Source organism: Micromonospora sp. LZ37 (assembly GCF_059359015.1).
Genome location: NZ_JCADBL010000016.1, coordinates 53,078 through 72,069 on the forward strand (window position 1 = coordinate 53,078; position 18,992 = coordinate 72,069).

16 protein-coding genes are annotated in these 18,992 nt (G+C 73.9%); 7 read left to right on the forward strand and 9 right to left on the reverse strand.

Features of this window, described 5'->3' with window-relative positions:
- Positions 1 to 8: 8 nt before the first annotated feature.
- Both AC5L3Z_RS26935 and pruA read right to left on the reverse strand, forming a co-directional pair.
- Positions 9 to 524 (reverse strand): PadR family transcriptional regulator, encoded by a 516-nt coding sequence (locus tag AC5L3Z_RS26935; protein WP_494845939.1) that lies wholly within the window; start codon positions 522 to 524, stop codon positions 9 to 11.
- A gap of 258 nt (positions 525 to 782) precedes the next feature.
- Complete coding sequence (gene pruA, locus AC5L3Z_RS26940) at positions 783 to 2,411, reverse strand: L-glutamate gamma-semialdehyde dehydrogenase (protein WP_494845940.1); 1,629 nt, start codon at positions 2,409 to 2,411, stop codon at positions 783 to 785.
- Positions 2,412 to 2,750: 339 nt separating this feature from the next.
- On the opposite strand from pruA, the gene AC5L3Z_RS26945 reads away from it, so the two are divergent.
- On the forward strand, positions 2,751 to 3,764 hold the full coding sequence (locus AC5L3Z_RS26945; RefSeq protein ID WP_494845941.1) for a hypothetical protein: 1,014 nt from the start codon (positions 2,751 to 2,753) through the stop codon (positions 3,762 to 3,764).
- Positions 3,765 to 3,787: 23 nt separating this feature from the next.
- Here AC5L3Z_RS26945 and AC5L3Z_RS26950 read toward each other — a convergent pair whose 3' ends face one another.
- On the reverse strand, positions 3,788 to 4,297 hold the full coding sequence (locus AC5L3Z_RS26950; protein ID WP_494845943.1) for a DUF6912 family protein: 510 nt from the start codon (positions 4,295 to 4,297) through the stop codon (positions 3,788 to 3,790).
- Between the two features lie 183 nt (positions 4,298 to 4,480).
- Between AC5L3Z_RS26950 and AC5L3Z_RS26955 the strand changes: the two genes are divergently transcribed.
- Both AC5L3Z_RS26955 and AC5L3Z_RS26960 read left to right on the forward strand, forming a co-directional pair.
- A complete protein-coding gene (locus AC5L3Z_RS26955; RefSeq protein WP_334519641.1) occupies positions 4,481 to 4,708 on the forward strand; it encodes a helix-turn-helix domain-containing protein in 228 nt (75 codons plus the stop codon).
- 102 nt (positions 4,709 to 4,810) lie between these two features.
- Positions 4,811 to 5,404, forward strand: coding sequence for an Rv3235 family protein (locus AC5L3Z_RS26960; protein WP_494845944.1), 594 nt, complete (start codon positions 4,811 to 4,813; stop codon positions 5,402 to 5,404).
- 96 nt (positions 5,405 to 5,500) lie between these two features.
- Here AC5L3Z_RS26960 and secA read toward each other — a convergent pair whose 3' ends face one another.
- A complete protein-coding gene (gene secA / locus AC5L3Z_RS26965; protein ID WP_494845946.1) occupies positions 5,501 to 8,419 on the reverse strand; it encodes a preprotein translocase subunit SecA in 2,919 nt (972 codons plus the stop codon).
- Positions 8,420 to 8,587: 168 nt separating this feature from the next.
- On the opposite strand from secA, the gene AC5L3Z_RS26970 reads away from it, so the two are divergent.
- A complete protein-coding gene (locus tag AC5L3Z_RS26970) occupies positions 8,588 to 9,790 on the forward strand; it encodes a GNAT family N-acetyltransferase (protein ID WP_494845947.1) in 1,203 nt (400 codons plus the stop codon).
- 120 nt (positions 9,791 to 9,910) lie between these two features.
- Here the strand turns inward: AC5L3Z_RS26970 and hpf are convergent, their stop codons facing one another.
- The 5 genes from hpf to mtrA all read right to left on the reverse strand — a co-directional run bounded on the left by hpf (position 9,911) and on the right by mtrA (position 15,787).
- On the reverse strand, positions 9,911 to 10,549 hold the full coding sequence (hpf, locus tag AC5L3Z_RS26975; protein ID WP_494845949.1) for a ribosome hibernation-promoting factor, HPF/YfiA family: 639 nt from the start codon (positions 10,547 to 10,549) through the stop codon (positions 9,911 to 9,913).
- Between the two features lie 249 nt (positions 10,550 to 10,798).
- Positions 10,799 to 11,503 carry a ComF family protein gene (locus AC5L3Z_RS26980; protein WP_494845950.1) on the reverse strand — a complete coding sequence of 235 codons (705 nt, stop codon included), beginning with the start codon at positions 11,501 to 11,503 and terminating at the stop codon, positions 10,799 to 10,801.
- Between the two features lie 7 nt (positions 11,504 to 11,510).
- Positions 11,511 to 13,334 (reverse strand): LpqB family beta-propeller domain-containing protein, encoded by a 1,824-nt coding sequence (locus AC5L3Z_RS26985; RefSeq protein WP_494845952.1) that lies wholly within the window; start codon positions 13,332 to 13,334, stop codon positions 11,511 to 11,513.
- The gene (gene mtrB / locus AC5L3Z_RS26990) at positions 13,331 to 15,025 is read right to left on the reverse strand and encodes an MtrAB system histidine kinase MtrB (protein WP_494846085.1); all 1,695 of its coding nucleotides are present in this window, start codon (positions 15,023 to 15,025) and stop codon (positions 13,331 to 13,333) included. The genes AC5L3Z_RS26985 and mtrB overlap by 4 nt, the downstream gene beginning before the upstream one ends.
- Positions 15,026 to 15,097: 72 nt before the next feature.
- A complete protein-coding gene (gene mtrA / locus AC5L3Z_RS26995; protein ID WP_494845954.1) occupies positions 15,098 to 15,787 on the reverse strand; it encodes an MtrAB system response regulator MtrA in 690 nt (229 codons plus the stop codon).
- Between the two features lie 221 nt (positions 15,788 to 16,008).
- Here mtrA and AC5L3Z_RS27000 point away from each other — a divergent pair, with 221 nt between their 5' ends.
- Genes AC5L3Z_RS27000 through AC5L3Z_RS27010 form a run of 3 tightly spaced genes read left to right on the forward strand, consistent with a single transcriptional unit; the run spans position 16,009 to position 18,937 of the window.
- Positions 16,009 to 16,860: a hypothetical protein gene (locus AC5L3Z_RS27000; protein ID WP_494845956.1), complete on the forward strand. Its 852-nt coding sequence runs from the start codon at positions 16,009 to 16,011 to the stop codon at positions 16,858 to 16,860.
- A 2-nt stretch (positions 16,861 to 16,862) separates the two neighbouring features.
- Positions 16,863 to 17,543: a DUF4129 domain-containing protein gene (locus AC5L3Z_RS27005; RefSeq protein WP_494845958.1), complete on the forward strand. Its 681-nt coding sequence runs from the start codon at positions 16,863 to 16,865 to the stop codon at positions 17,541 to 17,543.
- A complete protein-coding gene (locus AC5L3Z_RS27010; RefSeq protein ID WP_494845960.1) occupies positions 17,540 to 18,937 on the forward strand; it encodes a DUF4350 domain-containing protein in 1,398 nt (465 codons plus the stop codon). The genes AC5L3Z_RS27005 and AC5L3Z_RS27010 overlap by 4 nt, the downstream gene beginning before the upstream one ends.
- Positions 18,938 to 18,992 lie beyond the last annotated feature (55 nt).

The window sequence follows — 18,992 nt, forward strand, 5'->3', positions numbered from 1 at the left end:
GCCCGGGATCAACCCACCGGGGCGGATTTCAGCCAGGACAGGGCGGCCTTGTGGTACGCCACGGCGAACTCCAGCGCGCTGGCGTCGTACGGGTCGCCTTCCTTCTTGGCGTTCTTGACCTGCTCCCGCACCCGCGCCAGGGCCTCGGTGTGGTACTCGTTCGCCGAGGCCTGGAGGTTCTTGAGCTGACTGGCCGAGTGCAGGCTGCCGAAGGCGATCCGCAGGGCGATCGGGTTGCGGATGGTGTCCCGCCCCGGCTCCTCCGCCAGCCAGCGGGAGAACGTCCGCTTCCCGGACGCGGTGATCGCGTACGGCTGGCTCATCCGCGGCCCGGGCTTGCCCAGCCGCACGAAACCCCGCTCGGCCAGCACCGGCAACTCGCGGTAGACCTGGCTGCGCGTCATCGACCAGTACGGCGCCAGTCGGCGCTCGGCGGCGGCCATCAACTGGCCGCCTGTCATCGGGCCCTCGTGCAGCAGGCCCAGGAGGGCCGCCGCGGTGGGGTTGACTCCGGATTCCGCCATGCCCTCTAAGCTGCCACTTTGCCGTCGCAGCGTCCAGGAAATCCGGATTTGCCACCCGGCAGGATTTCCAATGTGCACTGTCGGCCGACGACAGTGGTGCCAGGAGCGTCGATGCCTGGTCACCGTCCGGCGGGTCCCGCGCGCCGGACGGCTCGACCAACCGGCCCGCACAGCCGACCCGACGGGGCGCCGCCGCCCGGGACGGACCACCGGCGGCCCGGGCCCCCGCCTCGTCGGCAGGGGCCCGGAGCGCGCCCGTCAGCCCATGTGGGGGTAGGTGTGGTCGGTCGGCGGGACGAAGGTCTCCTTGAGCGTCCGCGGGGACATCCAGCGGACCAGGTTGTGCCAGGAGCCGGCCTTGTCGTTGGTGCCGCTGGCCCGGGCGCCGCCGAAGGGCTGCTGCCCGACCACCGCGCCGGTCGGCTTGTCGTTGATGTAGAAGTTGCCGGCCGCGTAGCGCATCTTCTCGGCCACCGCCTCGACCACCCGACGGTCGTTGGCGAAGATCGAACCGGTCAGCGCGTACGGGGCGATCGACTCGGCCTGGTGGACCACGTCGTCGAAGCGGGCGTCGTCGAAGACGTGCACCCCCAGGATCGGGCCGAAGTACTCGGTGGTGAACGTCTCGTGCGCGGCGTCGGTGCACTCGAACAGGGTCGGCCGGACGAAGTAGCCGACCGAGTCGTCGGCCGTCCCGCCGGCGAGGACCCGGCAGGTGTCGTCGTCGTTGATCAGCTCCAGCGCGGCGGTGTGCCGGCTGAACGCCTTGTCGTCGATCACCGCGCCGCCGAAGTTGCCGAAGTCGGTGACGTCGCCGTAGGTCAGCGAGTCGGTGGTGGCGGCCAGCCGGTCGCGCAGCCCACCCTCCCAGAGCGAGCGCGGGACGTACGCCCGCGAGGCGGCCGAGCACTTCTGGCCCTGGTACTCGTAGGCGCCCCGGATCAGCGCGGTGTGCAGGGCGTCGACGTCGGCGCTGGAGTGCGCGACCACGAAGTCCTTGCCGCCGGTCTCGCCCACCAGCCGCGGGTAGCCCCGGTAGGAGGCGATGTTCTCGCCGACGGTCCGCCACAGGTGCTGGAAGACCTTGGTGGAGCCGGTGAAGTGGATGCCGGCCAGGTCCGGGTCGGCGAGCACCACGTCGGAGACGTCCTCGCCACGCCCGGTGACCATGTTGATCACGCCGGGCGGCAGGCCGGCCGCCTCGAAGAGCCGCATGGTGAAGTGCGCGGCGAACTGCTGGGTCGGGCCCGGCTTCCAGACCACCGTGTTGCCGAGCAGAGCCGGTGCCGAGGGCAGGTTGCCGGCGATGGCGGTGAAGTTGAACGGCGTGACGGCGTAGACGAAGCCCTCTAGCGGGCGGTGGTCGAACCGGTTCCACACCCCCGCCGACGAAATCGGCTGCGCCTCCAGCAGCTGCCGGGCGAAGTGCACGTTGAACCGGAGGAAGTCGATGAACTCACAGGCCGAGTCGATCTCCGCCTGGATGACGGTCTTCGACTGGCCCAGCATGGTGGCGGCGTTCAGGGTGTCCCGCCACGGGCCGGCGAGCAGCTCGGCGGCGCGCAGGAAGATCGCCGCGCGCTCCTCGAAGGGCAGCGCCTGCCACATCGGGGCGGCGTCCTTGGCGGCCTTGACCGCCGCGCGGGCGTCGGCGTGGTTGGCGTGGCCGGTGACGCCGAGCACGTGGGCGTGCTTGTGCGGCTGGACCACGTTGATCGACTCACCGCCGGCCATCCGCTGCTCGCCGGCGATCGTCATCGGCAGGTCGATCCGCTCGGCGGCCAGCTCGGTCAGCCGCTTCTGGAGCCGCTCCCGGTCGGCGCTGCCCGGCTCGTAGTTGCGTACCGGCTCGTTGCGCGGCTCGGGTACGGAGAACACGGCGTCCATCACAGGCTCCTGTGCGATCTCGACGGCGGTGGCGAAATCGGACCCGCGGGCACCGACCGGACGGTCGGACGCCGGACGCCGCCCGGGTGAACGGTACGGCGGCGGGACCTCGGCCGATTCTCCCATGCCCCCTTCCCGACGCTCACGCGCCGCCCGTCCGGAAACCATTGAATGAGAAGCCTGAGCCGCCGCTCGGCGCGGATCCGTACCCGGATGTCGCCTTTCGCCGAAGGAAAGCAGGGCGGCGTCGGCGGGAACCGATCCCCGGACGGGCGCGTACGCTGGGTTGCCGGTGATGTGCCCGCCCGCGCCCGCGGGCGAGACGTCGAAGGGGAGACGATGAGCAACCAGCCCGGCAGCCCGACGGCCGCGGAGCCGGACCAGCCGGACACCGCCGAGCCGGCCGACCAGGCGCCGCCGTCGGCGGGCCCGGGTCGGCCGGCGGGCGCGCCGGGCACCGGCGTGCTGGCGCTGCTGGCGGTCGGCTGGCTCGCGGCGATGCTCTGGTCGACCCGGGAGGCGATCAGCTCGGCGGCGGCCGGCGTCACCGCGATCAGCCTCTCCGCCTTCGCCCTGCCCGGGGTGATCTCGGCCGCCCTGGTGGCCGGCGCCGCGGTCGCGCTGGCCGTGGCCGAGCTGCTCGCCCGGCGCAGCGACCGGGCCACCCTGCGCTTCGTCGCGGCCGTCGGCACCGGCCTGCTGGTCGGCCTCGGCACGGCCGTCGCGGTCAACCTCACCTACGCCGACAACGCGACGACCAACACGATCGCCGGCACCAGCGCCGCGGCGGCCATCATCGGCGGCGCCCTCGCCGGCGCCCGCAACGCCGCCCCCGTCGGCGCGATCGTCGCCGCCGCCCTCGGCACGCTGCTCTTCGTGGTGGCGTTCAGCCGGGCCCGGGACCCGCTCTTCGAGCTCTTCGGCGCGGACGGGTCCCAGGCGTCGCTGGTCGACGCCGCCAAGTGGGTCTCGCGCACCGAGTCACTGCTCGCCGGCCTGCTCGCCGGCCTGCTCGCCTTCGGCTATCTGACCTGGGCCCGCCGCCGTGCGGTCCGCCGTGATCCGGCCACCCCCGCGCTCCGCTGGCCGGCGTACCTGCTGGCCGGGGCCGGGCCCGGGCTGCTCCTGCTGCTCGCCGAGGTGGTCATCCGGATCGGCGGCCGGACGCTGCTCGACCTGGCCGGCGCGCTCAGCGAGGCGGACGCGGTGGCCCAGACCAGCCTGGGCACCTCCCGGCTGGACAACGGCATCTGGGTGCTCTTCGTGGGCGCGCTCACCGCGCTCGTCGCCTTCGGCCGCACCCTCGGCCCGACCCCCCGCGACGACGACGAACCGGAGCCGGCCGGGCGCTGAGCTCCGCGCCGGCCGGCGGCCGGTCAGGAAGCGGCGCGCAGCAGCAGGTCCAGCTCGGAGGGGTCGTACCACTCCAGTTCGTGGTCCTCGGCCCCGTCGACGGTGAACTGCGCGTCGGGATCGCCGGCGAGCGCCTCGGCGACCACCTCGGCGGCGGCGGCGACGTCGTCGACCGCCTCGGCCCCGTCGACGTGCAGCGCGGCGACCGCCGACGCGGGCACCGCGGCGGTGAGCCGTACGGTGCTGGAGCCCAGCTCACCCTCGGCGCGGGCCACCGCCGCCGGGGGCAGGTCGACCGAGACCACCACCCGCCGCCGGGGCGCGGCCGGGTCCTCCCGCAGCAGGCCCAGTGCGTCCTGGGCGGCACGGGTGAAGGCCACGTACTCCAGCTCCTCCTCGTCGCCCTCGGCGTACCACTCCCGCAGGGCGGGGGTGACCGCGTGCCCCTCCGGGGCCGACAGGCCCTGCTCCCGCAGCCGGGCCAGCATCGGCACGGTCGCCGGCACGTACACCCGGACCAGCTCGTCGCTCACCGTCGTTCCCCCGATCGCTCACGGACCGGCGGGTCGCCCGGTCCCGGCCGATCATGCCTCACGTCGAGACCGTCACGCACCGCGCACCGCCGCGGTGGAGGGCGTCGCACCGTCCGGCGGGGTGGGCGGTGTCGGTCGACGGTGGCAAACTGAGCCGAACGACGCCAACCCCGGGGGTTTTCCGTGGAGCCGAGGTTTCTCCTGCTCTCCGACGTGGCCGCCGAGCTGAACGTGTCGGACTCGCAGGTCTACCACATGGTGCGCAGCGGCGAGCTGCCCGCGATCAAGATCGGCGGCCGTGGCCAGTGGCGCGTGGAGCGCGCCCGGCTGGAGGAGTACATCGAGCGCAAGTACGCCGAGACCGCCGAGTGGGTGCGGGGCAACCCGCTGACCGACCGCGACCCCGAGTAGCCGGACCGCACCGCCACCCATTGACGACGGGCTCTTTCGTGCCCGAAAATCGATCCCTGTCGGAGGCAAACGAAGGCAAACGCAAGGAGTGAGGGCTGAGAGATGGCCGACATCCGCCGCCGCCCCGGGCCGTCCCGCCCCCCGATCCGCCTGCGGCCCGCACCGGTCAGCGACCCGCCGTTCGTGGACGAGTCACCGGATCTGTGGCCCCGCCCGACCGGGCAGCTCGCCCTCGACCTGTCCGGCCCGGACCATCAGCCCGCCGGCCGCCCGCCCGGCCGCCGCGACGGACCGGGGACGCGGCCGGGGTCGCTCCGGCCGTCGTCCCGGCCACCGGCCGCCGCCCTGGCCACCGCGACGCCCGAGGCCACCCGCGCGGCACAGCGGTTCGTCGGCACCTGCCTGGAGATCCTCAACGGCTACCGCCCGCCCGGGCAGCTCCGATCCCTGATCGCACCGGCGCACTCGACCGAGGTGACCGAGGAGTTGGCGCGGGCGCTGCACCGCACCGGCCCGGTCCGCCGCCGCTCCACCCGTCCCACCGTGCGCCTGCGGCGGCTGCGGGTCTGCGAACCACGGGCGGCGGCGGTCGAGGTGGCCGCCGTGGTCGCCGGCCCCGGCCGGACGTGGGCGATGGCGCTGCGCCTGGAACACCGCCGGGGCAACTGGCTCTGCACCACGCTCCAGGTCCTCTGACCCGCCGCCCTCACCGGGTGGGACGGGTCGAGCCGCGGTCCCGGACGGGACCGCGGCTCGATCGGATCGCTGTGGGGCGCACGCGCCCCGGGAGGGTCAGGCGCCGCCGTTGGGCGCGCCGTGGCAGCGCTTGTACTTGCGGCCGGAGCCGCACGGGCAGGGCGCGTTGCGGGACGGGCCGTTGGCGGACTCGGCGTCCGCGCCGGGCGTCGCCCGCCGGGCGGTGCTCGCCGCGAAGGCCTGACCGCTCGCGCCCGGCGCGGCGGCGGGGCGACGCGCGGCGGCGGGAGAGCCGGACGCGGCCGGCCGGGCCGGCGTCTCGGTACGCCCGACACCCAGCGTCGGCGGTTCCTCCTCGGGCCGCTTGAGGGCGACCGCACCCGCGCCGGCCTCACCGTCGATGGTCGGGGCGGAGTATTGCAGGCCCTGCTGCTGCGGCGCCCGGTTGAGGCCCTTGGCGCGGATCTCCACCGGCTTCTCCAGCAGCTGGACCTCCTCGGGCTCCGGCTCCTGGACCTGCACCTCCAGGTTGTAGAGGAAGCCGACCGTCTCCTCCTTGATGCCGTCCATCATGGTGGCGAACATGTCGAAGCCCTCGCGCTGGTACTCGATGACCGGGTCGCGCTGGGCGTACGCCCGCAGGCTGATGCCCTCCTGGAGGTAGTCCATCTCGTAGAGGTGCTCACGCCACTTGCGGTCGATGACCTGGAGCAGCACCATCCGCTCCAGCTGGCGCACCGCCTCCTCGCCGAGGCTCTCCTCACGCCGGTCGTACGCCGCGTGCGCGTCGTCCTTGAGGCGGGCGAGCAGGAAGTCCTGGTCCAGGCCGGCACGGGCGCCGACCTCCTCCTCCAGCTCCTCGATGGTGACGCCCACCGGGTAGAGCTGCTTGAGGCTGGCCCAGAGCTGCTCCAGGTCCCAGTCCTCGGCGTACCCGTCGCTGGTCGCCCCGACGACGTACGCGGTGACGACGTCGTCGATCATGTTGCGGACCTGGTCGGAGAGGTCCTCGCCGTTGAGCACGCGCAGCCGCTCGGCGTAGATCACCTGACGCTGCTTGTTGAGCACCTCGTCGTACTTCAGGACGTTCTTGCGGATCTCGGCGTTCTGACCCTCGATCTGGGCCTGGGCGCTCTTGATCTGGCGGGTGACCATCTTCGACTCGATGGGCACGTCCTCCGGGATGTTGAAGCGCTCCATCACCGCCTCGACCGCACCGGCCCGGAAGCGCTTCATCAGCTCGTCCTGGAGGGAGAGGTAGAAGCGCGACTCGCCCGGGTCACCCTGCCGGCCGGCCCGACCGCGCAGCTGGTTGTCGATCCGGCGGGACTCGTGCCGCTCGGTGCCCAGCACGTACAGGCCGCCGGCGGCGGCGACCTCCTCCGCCTCGGCCTCGCAGGCCTGCTTCCAGGTGGGCAGGACCTCCTCCATCGCCTTGGCGTACTCCTCCTCCTGCTCCACCGGGTCGAGGCCGCGCTGGCGCAGCTCGTTGGCGGCGAGGAACTCGGCGTTGCCGCCGAGCAGGATGTCGGTGCCCCGGCCGGCCATGTTGGTGGCGACGGTGACCGCGCCCTTGCGGCCGGCCTGGGCGACGATCTCCGCCTCGCGGGCGTGGAACTTGGCGTTCAGCACCGAGTGCGGGATGCCGCGGCGACGCAGCAGCTGGGAGAGGATCTCGGAGTTCTCCACCGAGACGGTGCCGACCAGCACCGGCTGGCCGGCCTGGTGCCGCTCGGCGATGTCCTCGATGACCGCGTTGAACTTGGCCTTCTCGGTCTTGTAGATGACGTCGGCCCGGTCCAGCCGGACCATCGGCCGGTGCGTCGGGATGGACACGACGCCGACCTTGTAGACCTTGTTGAACTCGCCCGCCTCGGTCTGGGCGGTACCGGTCATGCCGGAGAGCTTCTCGTAGAGGCGGAAGTAGTTCTGGAGGGTGATGGTGGCCAGGGTCTGGTTCTCCTGCTTGATCTCCACCCCCTCCTTGGCCTCGATCGCCTGGTGCATGCCCTCGTTGTAGCGACGGCCGTGCAGGATGCGGCCGGTGAACTCGTCGACGATCAGGACCTCACCGTCGCTGACGATGTAGTCCTTGTCGCGCTTGAAGAGCTCCTTGGCCTTGAGGGCGTTGTTGAGGTAGCCGACCAGCGGGGTGTTCACCGACTCGTAGAGGTTGTCGATGCCGAGCCGGTCCTCGACCTTGGCCACGCCGCGCTCGGTCACCGCGATGGTGCGCTTGGCGTAGTCGACCTCGTAGTCGCCCTCGCCGTCCTTGCCGGCCTGGAGCCGGGCCACCACCCCGGCGAACTCGGAGTACCAGCGGGCGGAGTGCTCGGCCGGACCGGAGATGATCAGCGGCGTGCGCGCCTCGTCGATGAGGATCGAGTCGACCTCGTCGACCACGGCGAAGTTGTGGCCGCGCTGGACCAGCTCGTCCCGCGACCAGGCCATGTTGTCGCGCAGGTAGTCGAAGCCGAACTCGTTGTTGGTGCCGTAGGTGATGTCGCACTCGTACGCGGCGCGGTGCTCGGCGGCCGGCCGGTTGGGCAGCACCACGCCGACGGTGAGGCCGAGGAACTCGTGCACCCGGCCCATCCAGGCGGCGTCGCGCTGGGCCAGGTAGTCGTTGACCGTGACCACGTGCACGCCCTTGCCGGAGAGCGCGTTGAGGTAGACCGCCATGACCGAGGTCAGGGTCTTGCCCTCACCGGTCTTCATCTCGGCGATGTTGCCGAAGTGCAGCGCCGCGCCGCCCATCACCTGGACGTCGTACGGGCGCTGGCCGAGCACCCGGGCGGCCGCCTCGCGCACCGTGGCGAACGCCTCCGGCAGCAGGTCGTCGAGGGTCTCACCGTCGGCGAGCCGCTCACGGTACTGCTCGGTCAGACCCCGCAGCTCCTCGTCGGTGAGGTTGACGTAGTCGTCCTCGATCGAGTTGACGGCGGCGGCGATGGCCTTGAGCCGACGCACCATACGGCCCTCGCCCGCGCGGAGGACCTTTTCCAGAATCGACACGGATCAACGCTCCCCTAGACAGTCTCGAACCATCGTAGGCGCTCCATCGGCGTGATGGTCACTGGTGGCGTCGGTCCGGCCCAGCAAAACCGACATATCGCGCCAGCGGTGCCGCCACCGGCGAGAATCCGGTTACGCCCACCGCGAACGATCCGGCACGATGGCGCGATGGAGCCCGCGGAGATCACCGAGGACGGCCTGCTGCTGCGCCCCTGGCGGGCGAGCGACGCGGACGCCGTGCACCGCGCCTGCCAGGACCCGGACATCCAGCGCTGGACCACCGTACCGCGCCCGTACCTGCCGGAACACGCCCACGGCTTCGTCACCGACGTCAGCGCGTCGGCCTGGTCGCGGGGCACCGGGGCGCCCTTCGCGGTCTGCGACGCCGGCACCGGCGAGCTGCTCGGCTCCTGCGGCCTGGTCACCATCGACCGCGCCCACGACACGGGCGAGATCGGCTACTGGACCGCCCCCTGGGCGCGCGGACGGGGCGTCACCGTCCGGGCCACCCGGGCCGTCGCCCGGTGGGCCTTCGACGCGCTGAAGCTGCGCCGGCTGGTCTGGCAGGCCGAGATCGGCAACCACGCCTCCCGACTGGTCGCACTGCGCGCCGGCTTCCGGGTAGAGGGCGAGCTGCGGCTGGCCCAGCCGGCGGCCGGCGGCCGGCCCGAGGGCTGGATCGGCTCCCTGTTCCCCGGCGAGGTCCCCGCCCCCGGCGAGCCGGGCCCGGCCGGCCCCGGCACGCTCGCGGCCCGCCGGGCCGCCATCTTCGGCCGGCCGCAACCGGTCCTCTTCGCCACCGTCGGGGAGACCGAGCTGCGGCTGCGCCGGATGGAGGAGCGCGACCTGGACGCGGTCGTCGCCACCTGCCGGGACGCCGAGACGGTCCGCTGGACCACCGTGCCGCACCCGTACCAGCCGGCTGACGCCGAGTGGTACCTCGACCACTGCCGGGCCGCCTGGGCGCGCGGCACCAGCGCGTGCTTCGTGCTCGCCGACGTCGACGACAGCTACGCCGGCAGCATCGACCTGCGGCTGAACCCGGCCGATCCGCTCCTGGCCGACGTGGGTTTCATGACCGCGCCGCACGCCCGGGGCCGCGGCTACCTGCCGGCCGCGCTGGCCGCGCTCACCGCCTGGGGCGTCACCACCCTCGGTCTGGCGCGGATCGAGTGGCGGGCCAACGTCGGCAACGTCGCCTCCCGCCGGGTCGCGGAGAAGGCCGGCTTCACCTTCGAGGGCACCGCACGCAACGCCCTGCAGCACCGGGGCGACCGGACCGACGCCTGGGTGGGCGCGCTGCTCGCCGAGGACCTGATCGCGCCCGAGCCCGAACCGAGCGGCGCGGAGCCGCTGGCCGGGGCGAGCTGACCGGGCCGGAGCCGGCGGGCGCACGACAGCGGTGCGGCCGACGGGGAACGCGCGTCGGCCACGGAACCCGGGCGGGTGGTCCCGCCCGGCTCCGTGGCCGGCCACAAGGGGTGTCAGCGATCAGACGTCGAGCGCGATGATGCCGTAGTCGTACGCGTGCCGGCGGTAGACGACGCTGGGCCGGCCGGTCTCCTTGTCGTGGAACAGGTAGAAGTCGTGCCCCACCAGTTCCATCTGGAACAGCGCGTCGTCCACCGTCATCGGCTCCGCGGGGTGCACCTTCGCCCGGGCGATGTGCCAGGGCTGGTCGTCGTACTCGTCGGCCGGTTCCTCGTCGCGCTCGGCCACGGCGGTGGCGGTGCCGGCCGGGCGGGCGGCGAGCTCGGCCACCGGCAGGTCGGCCACCGGCAGGCCGGCGGTGGCGGCGGCGACGGAGAGCGGCGCGTGCCGGCCCCGGTGCACGCGGCGCCGGTCAGCCGCCCGACGCAGGCGGGTGTCGAGCTTGGCGATGGCGGCGTCCAGCGCGCTGTAGAAGTCGCTCGTGCACGCCTCGGCCCGGATCACCGGTCCACGGGAAACGCAGGTGATCTCCACCCGCTGGCAGGTGTCGGACTGGCGCGGATTGCGCTCGTGGAACAACTCCACATCGACACGAATGAGCTTGTGATCGTAGCGTTCGATTTTGGCGAGTTTCTCAGCTACGTGCACCCGGTAATGGTCCGGCACTTCGACGTTTCGGCCCTTGACCACGATGTCCACGTGACCTCCCTTTTTCGGATGGTCGTCTGATCTTCGAATCCGGTCGAGGCGACCTCGGGGAGTTCCCGGTGGGCGTCGACCGGTCAGGTACGGCTACGCCTCCTTCCACCGTCGGGGTGGATGTGGGACCTCCTACCCCCGACACGAAAACGCTAACTCCTGTTCGGCCGACAGTCACCCCCGGTCGCGGATAAGGATCACAAATTTTCACACCTCATACACCAAGGGGTGAAACGGAAACACGAAGCGTCACCAGTGGCGCCGCTTTTGCGTTGCACCGAGCACCGCCGCGACCTTTGGCGTCATTCCCGCGGCGCGCAAAGTCCGGCTGACGGCCGCAAGGGTGACGCCGGTGGTGACGATGTCGTCGAGCACCACCACGGTCCGACCGGCGGCGTCCCGCCCGGGCCGTCCGCCCCGCGCCCGGAACGCCGACGCCGCGGCGGCCGCCCGACCGGCGCGGTCCAACGTCACCGAGTCGGCTCGGGGCGTCGCGCGCAGTGGGCGGGCCGTCCGCGCGTCCCACCCGGCCCGCCGCAGCCGGGCCGCGGCGTGCCCGGCCAACCGGGACAGATGGTCGCCGTACCGGGCCCGGGCCGCCGCCGCGGTGTCCGGCACCGGCACCAGCAGCACCGGCCCGGCACCGCCCACCGCCCCGGCCACCACCTCCGCCAGCAGTGCGCCCAGCGGCCGGGCCAGCCCGTGCCGGCCCCGTTCCTTGTACGCCAGCAGCGCCTGGCGCAACGTGCCGGCGTACGGGCCGAGGGCGTGGCAGGGCGGCAGGTCCGGCGGGGCGGGGGTGGGCCGTACCGGCCCGGGGCGCAGCGCCGCCAACTCGCCGGCGCAGGCCGGACAGAAGCCGCGACGGGTCGCCGGAGCACCATCGCAGCCGGCGCACCGGGCCGGCAGCACCAGATCGGTCAGGTCCGCCCAGAGCCCGCCGACGTCCCGCACGAGCCGCTCAGAACAGGAAGAAGGGCGCGGTCGGGCTGCCGGGCCGGACGCCCGCCGCCGGTGACGCGGCCCGCACCTGGTTACGACGGATGGTGTCGACCAGCGGGTAGCGGTAGGCGACGCCGTTCGCCTCGTACATGATCGGCACGCCGGGCAACGGGCGCACCGGGTTCGTCGGGTACGTCGAGAGGTGGGTCACCCGGGCGCCCACGTCGGCCACCAGCGCCGTCTCCAGCGACCCGTCGACGCTGACCTCGTAGACCGCGGGACGCCCGGCCGTGCCGGCCAGGACCAGCGCGTTCTCGCCCGCCCACTCCACCGCCGACAGCTCCGTCAGCGAGGTCGGCACCCGCCGGACCAACCCCGGCGAGGCCACCCCGCCGTCCAGGTTCACCGCGGCCACGTAGAGCAGGCCACCGATGATCAGGGCGATCCGGTGCCCGTCCAGCGAGGCGGCGACCGCGGTCACCGGGCCGGAGACGTTCAACGGCACCGGGAACATCCGGGCCCGGTCGTCGAAGCGGTAGAGCCGGCTGTCGGCCACCACCAGCCCGAACGGCTGGTCGGCGCCGAGGGAGCGCAGCCAGGCCGGCCGGCCGATCTGGCCGAACGTCTGCGGGCCGGGGTGCAGCACCGGCACCGGGTCGGCGCCGACCCCGGCGGTCAGCCGCTGCCGGCCGCCCGGCGCGGTCACCACCAGGGCGGCGAGGAGCTTGTCCTCCGCGCGGCTGACGCTCGCGGTGACCACGTCGCGATTGGCCGCCTCCGCCACCGGCACCGTGCCGCCCGCCTCGTCCGGGAAGTCCAGCGCGTGGATCGCGCCGTTGTAGACGGTGAAGCGCTGCGGACTCTCCGGCAGCGGGTAGAGCGGTTGGGCGAGGCGGTGCCGGTCCACGTCGTCGATGCGCACCCGGGACTGGTTGCGGGTGGTGATCTGGAGCTGCCCGTCCAGCTCCGGCAGCGACCAGGCGAGCTGGATGCCGAGCTTCTCCAACTTGCTCTTGTCGTCACCGGGCAGGTCGACGGTCACCTCCCAGCGATCGTCCGTCTCGACCGCGTTGTTGATCAGGGCGGTGCCGCTGGGCAGCCGGCTGACGCCGGTGCTGAGCCACTCCGACGGGCCGCCGACGAGCCACTTGACCACCTCGCTGACCAACCGCTCGTCCGGGACGACCAGCGGCAGATAGCGCTGGTCGGCGACCAGGCGGGTCTGGTCGGAGTTCCAGAAGTAGACGGGGCGGGTCTGGTAGTACTGCCGCAGCGCCCGGTCGCTGAGGAGTAGCACGTTGGGCGGGTCGACGACGTAGAAACCCGACCCGCCAGCGCCCTCCTGCCCGGCGCCGCGCAGCGAGAACCGGTACTCCGTCTCGGCGACCACCGGCGGGCCGAGCACGCCGTCGGCCCGCAGCTGGCCGATCTGCTGCACCGCCAGCCGGACGGTGAACAGGCCGCTGGCGTTCTCCGTGATGACCGGCTTCTCGCTCAGCCGGACCACGTTGACGGTGGTCTCCTTGCCCGGCTTCTTCTGCAGCCGGTCGTTGCTCTCCGGCGCGATGAACAGCCGCACCCGCGCGTACGCCCCGTCCGGCTCCCCCGCCGCGGCGGCCAGGAAGTTGTTGACGAACGCCTCCCGGTCGGTCCCGCTGGCCGTCCGGGACGGCGGCTCGTCCCGGCGGAAGCTGGACGAGCCCGCCTCCGCCGCCGGCCCGGAGCCGTCGACCTTGACCTCGGAGTTCTCCGGGATGCCGCAACCGGCCGTCGCGAGGGCCAGCAGCGCGGCGCAGAGCGCGCCGGCCAGCGTCCGCCGCCGACCCGGTCCCCGCAGCCTCATGAACGCACCTCCGCCCGGTCGTCGTCGGTGGCCGGGCCCGGACCGATGGCCAGCGCACCCCCGTCGCCCGGCCCGAGGGCCAGCAGCTCGCCGTGGCGGGGGCCGCCGAAGGGCAGGGTGGCGTCGGCCGGCACCAGGCGCAGCGGTGAGGTGGTGAGCCGGTCCCCGGCGCGGGCCGGCAGGGTGAGCCGGAACTGGGCGCCCTGGCCGGGTGCGCCCCACGCCTCCAGCCAGCCCCCGTGCAGCCGGGAGTCCTCCAGGCTGATCGACAGGCCGAGCCCGGTGCCGCCGGTCTGCCGGGCCCGGGACGGGTCGGCCCGCCAGAACCGGTTGAAGACCAGCTTCTCCTCCCCCGGCTTGAGCCCGACGCCGTGGTCGCGCACGGTGATCGCGACCGCGGTCTGGTCCATGCCGAGGGTGATCAGCACCGGCTTGGCCTCGCCGTGCTCGACCGCGTTGCCGACCAGGTTGCGCAGCACCCGCTCGACCCGGCGCGGGTCCACCTCGGCGATCACCGGGGTGGACGGCACGTCCAGCTCGATGGTCACGCCCACCCGCTCGGCGAGGCCGGCCAGCCGGTCGGCGACGCGGTGCACCACCGGCACCAGGTCGGTCGGCTCGGCGTCGAGCATGGCGAAGCCGGCGTCGAAGCGGCTGATCTCCAGCAGATCGGTGAGCAACTCCTCGAACCGGTCCAGCTCGGCCTGGAGCAGCTCGGCGCTGCGGGCGACCGCCGGGTCGAACTCGTCGCGCTCGGCGAAGATCAGGTCGGCCGCCATCCGTACCGTGGTCAGCGGGGTGCGCAGCTCGTGCGACACGTCCGAGGTGAACCGGCGCTGGAGGCGGGACATCTCCTCCAGCCGCAGGATCTGCCGCTGGAGGTTGGTCGCCATCTGGTTGAAGGAGGCGGCGAGCAGGGCCAGGTCGTCCTCACCGTTGACCACCATCCGCTGGTCGAGCAGGCCGGCGGAGAGCCGCTGCGCCGTCCGGGCGGCCACCCGGACCGGGGTCACCACGAGCCGGGTCACCAGCGCCGCGAGGAGCCCGAGCAGCAGCACCAGGGCCACCCCGGTGGCCAGCACGGTGGCCCGGGCGTCGATGGCGGTGGCGTCCTGCCGGTCGAGCGGCACGAGGTAGTAGAGCTCCACCTGACCGAACTGGGTCGGCACCGGCGAGCCGTACACCAGGTATTTCGTCCTGGCCCCGGTAAGCCGGCCGGTGCGGATCTGGTGGGCCACCTTGCCGTCGGCGACGGCCGCCCGCAGCTCCCGGCTGATCAGCGGTCGGACGTCGACCGCCGGCGAGGTCCGGGTCTCGATGATGCCCGCGTAGTTGTCGGCGGTGATCGCCACGACGACGCCGCTTGTCTGTTGCGGATCACCCCCGGCCAGGTAGTTGACCGTGCCCTCGATGGTGTTCTGGAGCTGGGCGTCCTGCGCCTGGCTGTACAGGTTGAACTGCTTGGCCGAATAGTCGCTGCCGTTGCGCAGCCGCAGCAGCACGTCGGTCTCGGCGTTCTCCAGCAGGATGCTGGTGATCTTGTCGGCGATCACGTACGCGAAGCCACCCACCAGCAGGCTGGACGCCACCAGCGTGATGGTGACCACCCGGACCTGCAACGAGCGGCGCCAGGTCTGGTGCAGGCCGGCGCCGAACCGGACGAACCGGCCGGCCAGCACACGCCCCAGCACCCGCGCGGCGGAACGCCAGCCGGCGGGGTGCTCGGGGGGTGGGTTCGAGGAGTTGGCCACAGTGCGACCAGGCTATCCGGTACCCGCCTTGTAGCCCACGCCCCGCACGGTCAGGATGATTTCCGGCCGCTCCGGATCCGGCTCGATCTTGGCGCGCAACCGCTGCACGTGCACGTTGACCAGGCGGGTGTCCGCCGCGTGCCGGTAGCCCCAGACCTGCTCCAGCAGCACCTCGCGGGTGAAGACCTGGCGCGGCTTGCGGGCGAGCGCGACCAGCAGGTCGAACTCCAGCGGGGTCAGCTTCACCTCCTCGCCGTCCCGGCTGACGGTGTGCGCCGGCACGTCGATGGTGATCTGGTTGCCGGGCGGCCCGATGGTCAGCATCTCCGGGGCGACGTCCTCGCCACGGCGCAGCCGGGCCCGCATCCGGGCGACCAGCTCCTTGGGCTTGAACGGCTTGACCACGTAGTCGTCCGCGCCGGACTCCAGCCCGAGCACCACGTCCACGGTGTCGCTCTTGGCGGTGAGCATCACGATCGGCACGCCGGACTCGGTCCGGATCGCCCGGGCCACGTCGATACCGCTCATTCCGGGCAGCATCAGGTCGAGCAGGACGATGTCGGGCCGGTTGTCCCGGAACGCGGCGATTTCCCGTTCCCCGTCGGCGACGAAGGAGGGCAGGAAGCCCTCGCTGCGCAGGACGATGCCGAGCATCTCGGCGAGCGCGGGGTCGTCGTCGACCACCAGTACCCGGGCTCTCATGGGATTTATGTTTCCATCCCCGTTCAGTCTCGGTGGGATCGGCGTCACCCGGCACCGTACTGCGGTGGGTGGCGTCACCGCACGTTCCGACGCGGAAGATCGGCGGCGGGGGTGGCCGGCACCGACCGCGCGGCGTGCGGGTCCACCCGATCGGACCGGGCGTGTCACCATGATCCCCGGGTGCCCGCCGCCCGCCCCCACCACCCCGTTCAGGAGTACGCGTGCCCGACGTCGGCCCGACCGCGGTGCTCCCGAGGCGCCCGCTCACCGTCGGCGAGCTGCTCGACTCCGCCGTCCTGCTGCTGCGTGGCCACGGCCGGCTGCTGATTCCGCTGGCCGCCGTCCTGGCCGTCGGCGAGCAGCTCCTGCTCTACCCGCTGCGGCTGCTCACCGACGTGGTGCCGCCGATCTGGTGGACCGAGTGGGGCGCGTTCGGCGGCTGGTGGTTGCTGCTCGCGGTGGGCGCCGGGACCGAGGCGGTGGTCGTCACCCTGCTCGGCGCCCCCGCCGCCCGGGCCGCCGGCGCCGCGCTGCTGGGCCGCCGGGCCGGCGTACCCGAACTGCTCCGTCCCGCCGGGGTCCGGTGGGGCGCCGCCCTGCTCCTCGCGCCGGTGGTGGGCCTGCTGGTCGCGCTGGCCGCGCTCCTCGGACCGCTCTGGATCGTCGGGTACGGCCTGCACGGGTCGGTGGCGCCGGCGCTGGTGCTGGACCGGGTGCCGGCCGGGCAGGCCCTGTCCCGCTCCGCGCGGGTCGCCGTCCGGAGCGGCGGGCGGGTCGGCAACGTCCGGGTGCTGGGCTACCTGGGATGGTGGATCCTGCGGGTCGGGGTGGCGCTCGGTCTCTTCTACGGCGTCGACCGGCTCGGACTGGTCGACCTCAACGATCCGGCGGTGGCCCCGGTCGCCGCCATGGTGGTCTGGGCCGCCGTGAACAGCGTCGCCTATCCGGCGTTGGCCTGCCTGGACGCGGTGACCCACCTGGACGCCCGGATGCGCACCGAGGGGCTGGACATCCGCCTCTCCCGGGCGCCGGCCGGCACCCCGGAGCCCGCCCTGCTGGCGGCCGACGGGTGAGCGTGAGCCGGTGGTGGACCGAGGCGGTGGCCGCGCTCGGTGACGTCGTACCGCTGCCGCTGGCGGCGCTGCTGCTGCTGGGCGTCGCGATCCTCGCCGCGCTGGCCTGGTACCACTTCCCGGCCTGGGTGCCGCGCCGCCTGCCCCGGGTCCGCCTGCCCCGGGTCCGCCTGCCCCGGATGCGCCTCCCCCGGATCCGGCGGCGCGCGCTCCGCCTCCCCCGGCTGCGGTGGCCGAGGCTGCGGCTGCGGTGGCCCCGGTGGCGACGACGGGTACGCCGTACCGACCCCCGCCCGGCCGAGACGCCCCGACCGCCGCGCCCCCGGGTGGGCGACGGGGCCGACGGGCCGGTCGCCCCGGCGGTCTCCCTCGCCGACCGGCTCGCCGCCGAGGGTCGGTTCGCCGAGGCCGTCCGGGAACGGCTGCGCGGGATGGTCCGGGCGCTGGTCGCGTCCCGCGCCGTCGAGCAGCGCCCCGGCATGACCGTCACCGAGCTGACCACGGCGGCGGCCCGCAGCCGTCCGCCGGTCGCCCCGACCCTGCGCGCGGCCGGCGCGATCTTCTCCGAACTCTGGTACGCCCAGCGTCCCGCCTCCGCCGAGCACGACCGGCGGATGCGGGAACTCGCCGACGAGCTGGACCGGGTGCTCGCCGGCCACCCCGAGGACGGTGCCGCCCGATGACCGCCACCGCCACCGCCGCGACCGCCGCGCCGGCCGCCCGCCCGGCCCGCCGCCGTCGCCGGCACCGGGTGCTCGTCCCCCTCGCGCTGGCTGCCGCGCTGCTCACCGGCACCCTGATCGCCCAAGCGGTGGACCAGCCCGACCCGACCGACCGCGGTTTCCTCTCCCCGGTCGCCGCCGGTGACGACGGGGGCAGCCGGCTCGCCGAGGCGCTGCGGGCGCAGGGCGTCACCGTGCAGCGGGAGACGGACCTCCTGCCGGCCCTGATCGCGCTCGACGACCGGCCCGCCACGCTCTTCGTGCCGGCGCCGGAGCTGCTGCACCAGGACACCGTCCACGCGCTGGGCGAGCTGCCGGCCGGTCGCCGGCTGGTCCTGGTCGACCCGTCCCGCCGGGTGCTGGAGTCGGCCGGGGTTCCGCTGGTGCCGACCGACCGGCGGTGGGCCACCCGGGCCGTCGGGCCCGCCGCCGGTGGCCGGGCCTGTCCGCTCCCGGAGGCCGTACGGGCCGGCACCGCCGCCGCCGAGCGGCAGCGCTACGCCGCCGCGCCCGACCGCTCGGTCCCGCTCGACCGCTGCTACGCCGACGGCCTGGTCCGCCTGCCCGGCGACGTCGTGGTGATCGGTGCCAGCGACCCGTTCCGCAACGACCGGATCGGCGAGCACGGCAACCGGGCCCTGGCCACCGGGCTGCTCGGCGGGTCGGGTCGGGTGGTCTGGCTCGACCTGGACGGCCCCGCGCCGCCTCCGCGCGTCGGCACCGGCAGCAGCGGCCCACCCGCCTGGTCCCCCTCCCCGGACGACCGCACCACCCCGGGCGGCACCGACGATTCCACGGGCGGGGGCGACGGCTCCGGCGAGCCGGGCGACAGAGGCGAGGGCAGCGCCGGTGAGAGCGAGGGCGAACAGTCCGAGCAGGCCCAGCGGCCCGACCCGGCGAACCCGCTCTGGGCGGCCTTCCCCGCCTGGTTCTGGGCGCTGCTGGTGCAGCTCGCGCTCGCCGCGCTGCTGGTGGTGCTCTGGCGTGCCCGCCGGCTCGGCCCGCCGGTCACCGAGCCCCTGCCCGTCCGGGTCCGCTCCGCCGAGACCGTCCTCGGCCGGGCCCGGCTGTACCGGCGTGCCCACGCCCACGCCGCGGCGGCCGGGACGCTGCGCGCAGCCGCCCTGGACCGGCTGCGGACCCGGCTCCAACTGCCCGCCACCACACCGGAGGCCGAGGTCGCCGGCCGGGTCGCCGCAAGGGCCGGCGGCACCCCGGAGGAGATCCGCGAGCTGCTGTACGGCGCGGAGCCGGGCTCCGACGCCGAACTGCTGGCGCTGGCCCGGTCCCTGGACCAACTGACCCGTACGGTGACCGCGCACCCCGACCACCCGACCGAAGGAGACCACCGGTGACCCGACCCGCCACGACCGCCGAGACGACGGCCGGCCCGGAGGACGCCCGGGCCGC

Coding starts and splice junctions, on each gene's coding strand:
- AC5L3Z_RS26935 (WP_494845939.1), bottom strand. CDS start 524: ATGGCGGAATCCGGAGTCAACCCCACCGCGGCGGCCCTCCTGGGCCTG.
- pruA (WP_494845940.1), bottom strand. CDS start 2,411: ATGGACGCCGTGTTCTCCGTACCCGAGCCGCGCAACGAGCCGGTACGC.
- AC5L3Z_RS26945 (WP_494845941.1), top strand. CDS start 2,751: ATGAGCAACCAGCCCGGCAGCCCGACGGCCGCGGAGCCGGACCAGCCG.
- AC5L3Z_RS26960 (WP_494845944.1), top strand. CDS start 4,811: ATGGCCGACATCCGCCGCCGCCCCGGGCCGTCCCGCCCCCCGATCCGC.
- AC5L3Z_RS26970 (WP_494845947.1), top strand. CDS start 8,588: ATGGAGCCCGCGGAGATCACCGAGGACGGCCTGCTGCTGCGCCCCTGG.
- AC5L3Z_RS26985 (WP_494845952.1), bottom strand. CDS start 13,334: ATGAGGCTGCGGGGACCGGGTCGGCGGCGGACGCTGGCCGGCGCGCTC.
- mtrA (WP_494845954.1), bottom strand. CDS start 15,787: ATGAGAGCCCGGGTACTGGTGGTCGACGACGACCCCGCGCTCGCCGAG.
- AC5L3Z_RS27010 (WP_494845960.1), top strand. CDS start 17,540: ATGACCGCCACCGCCACCGCCGCGACCGCCGCGCCGGCCGCCCGCCCG.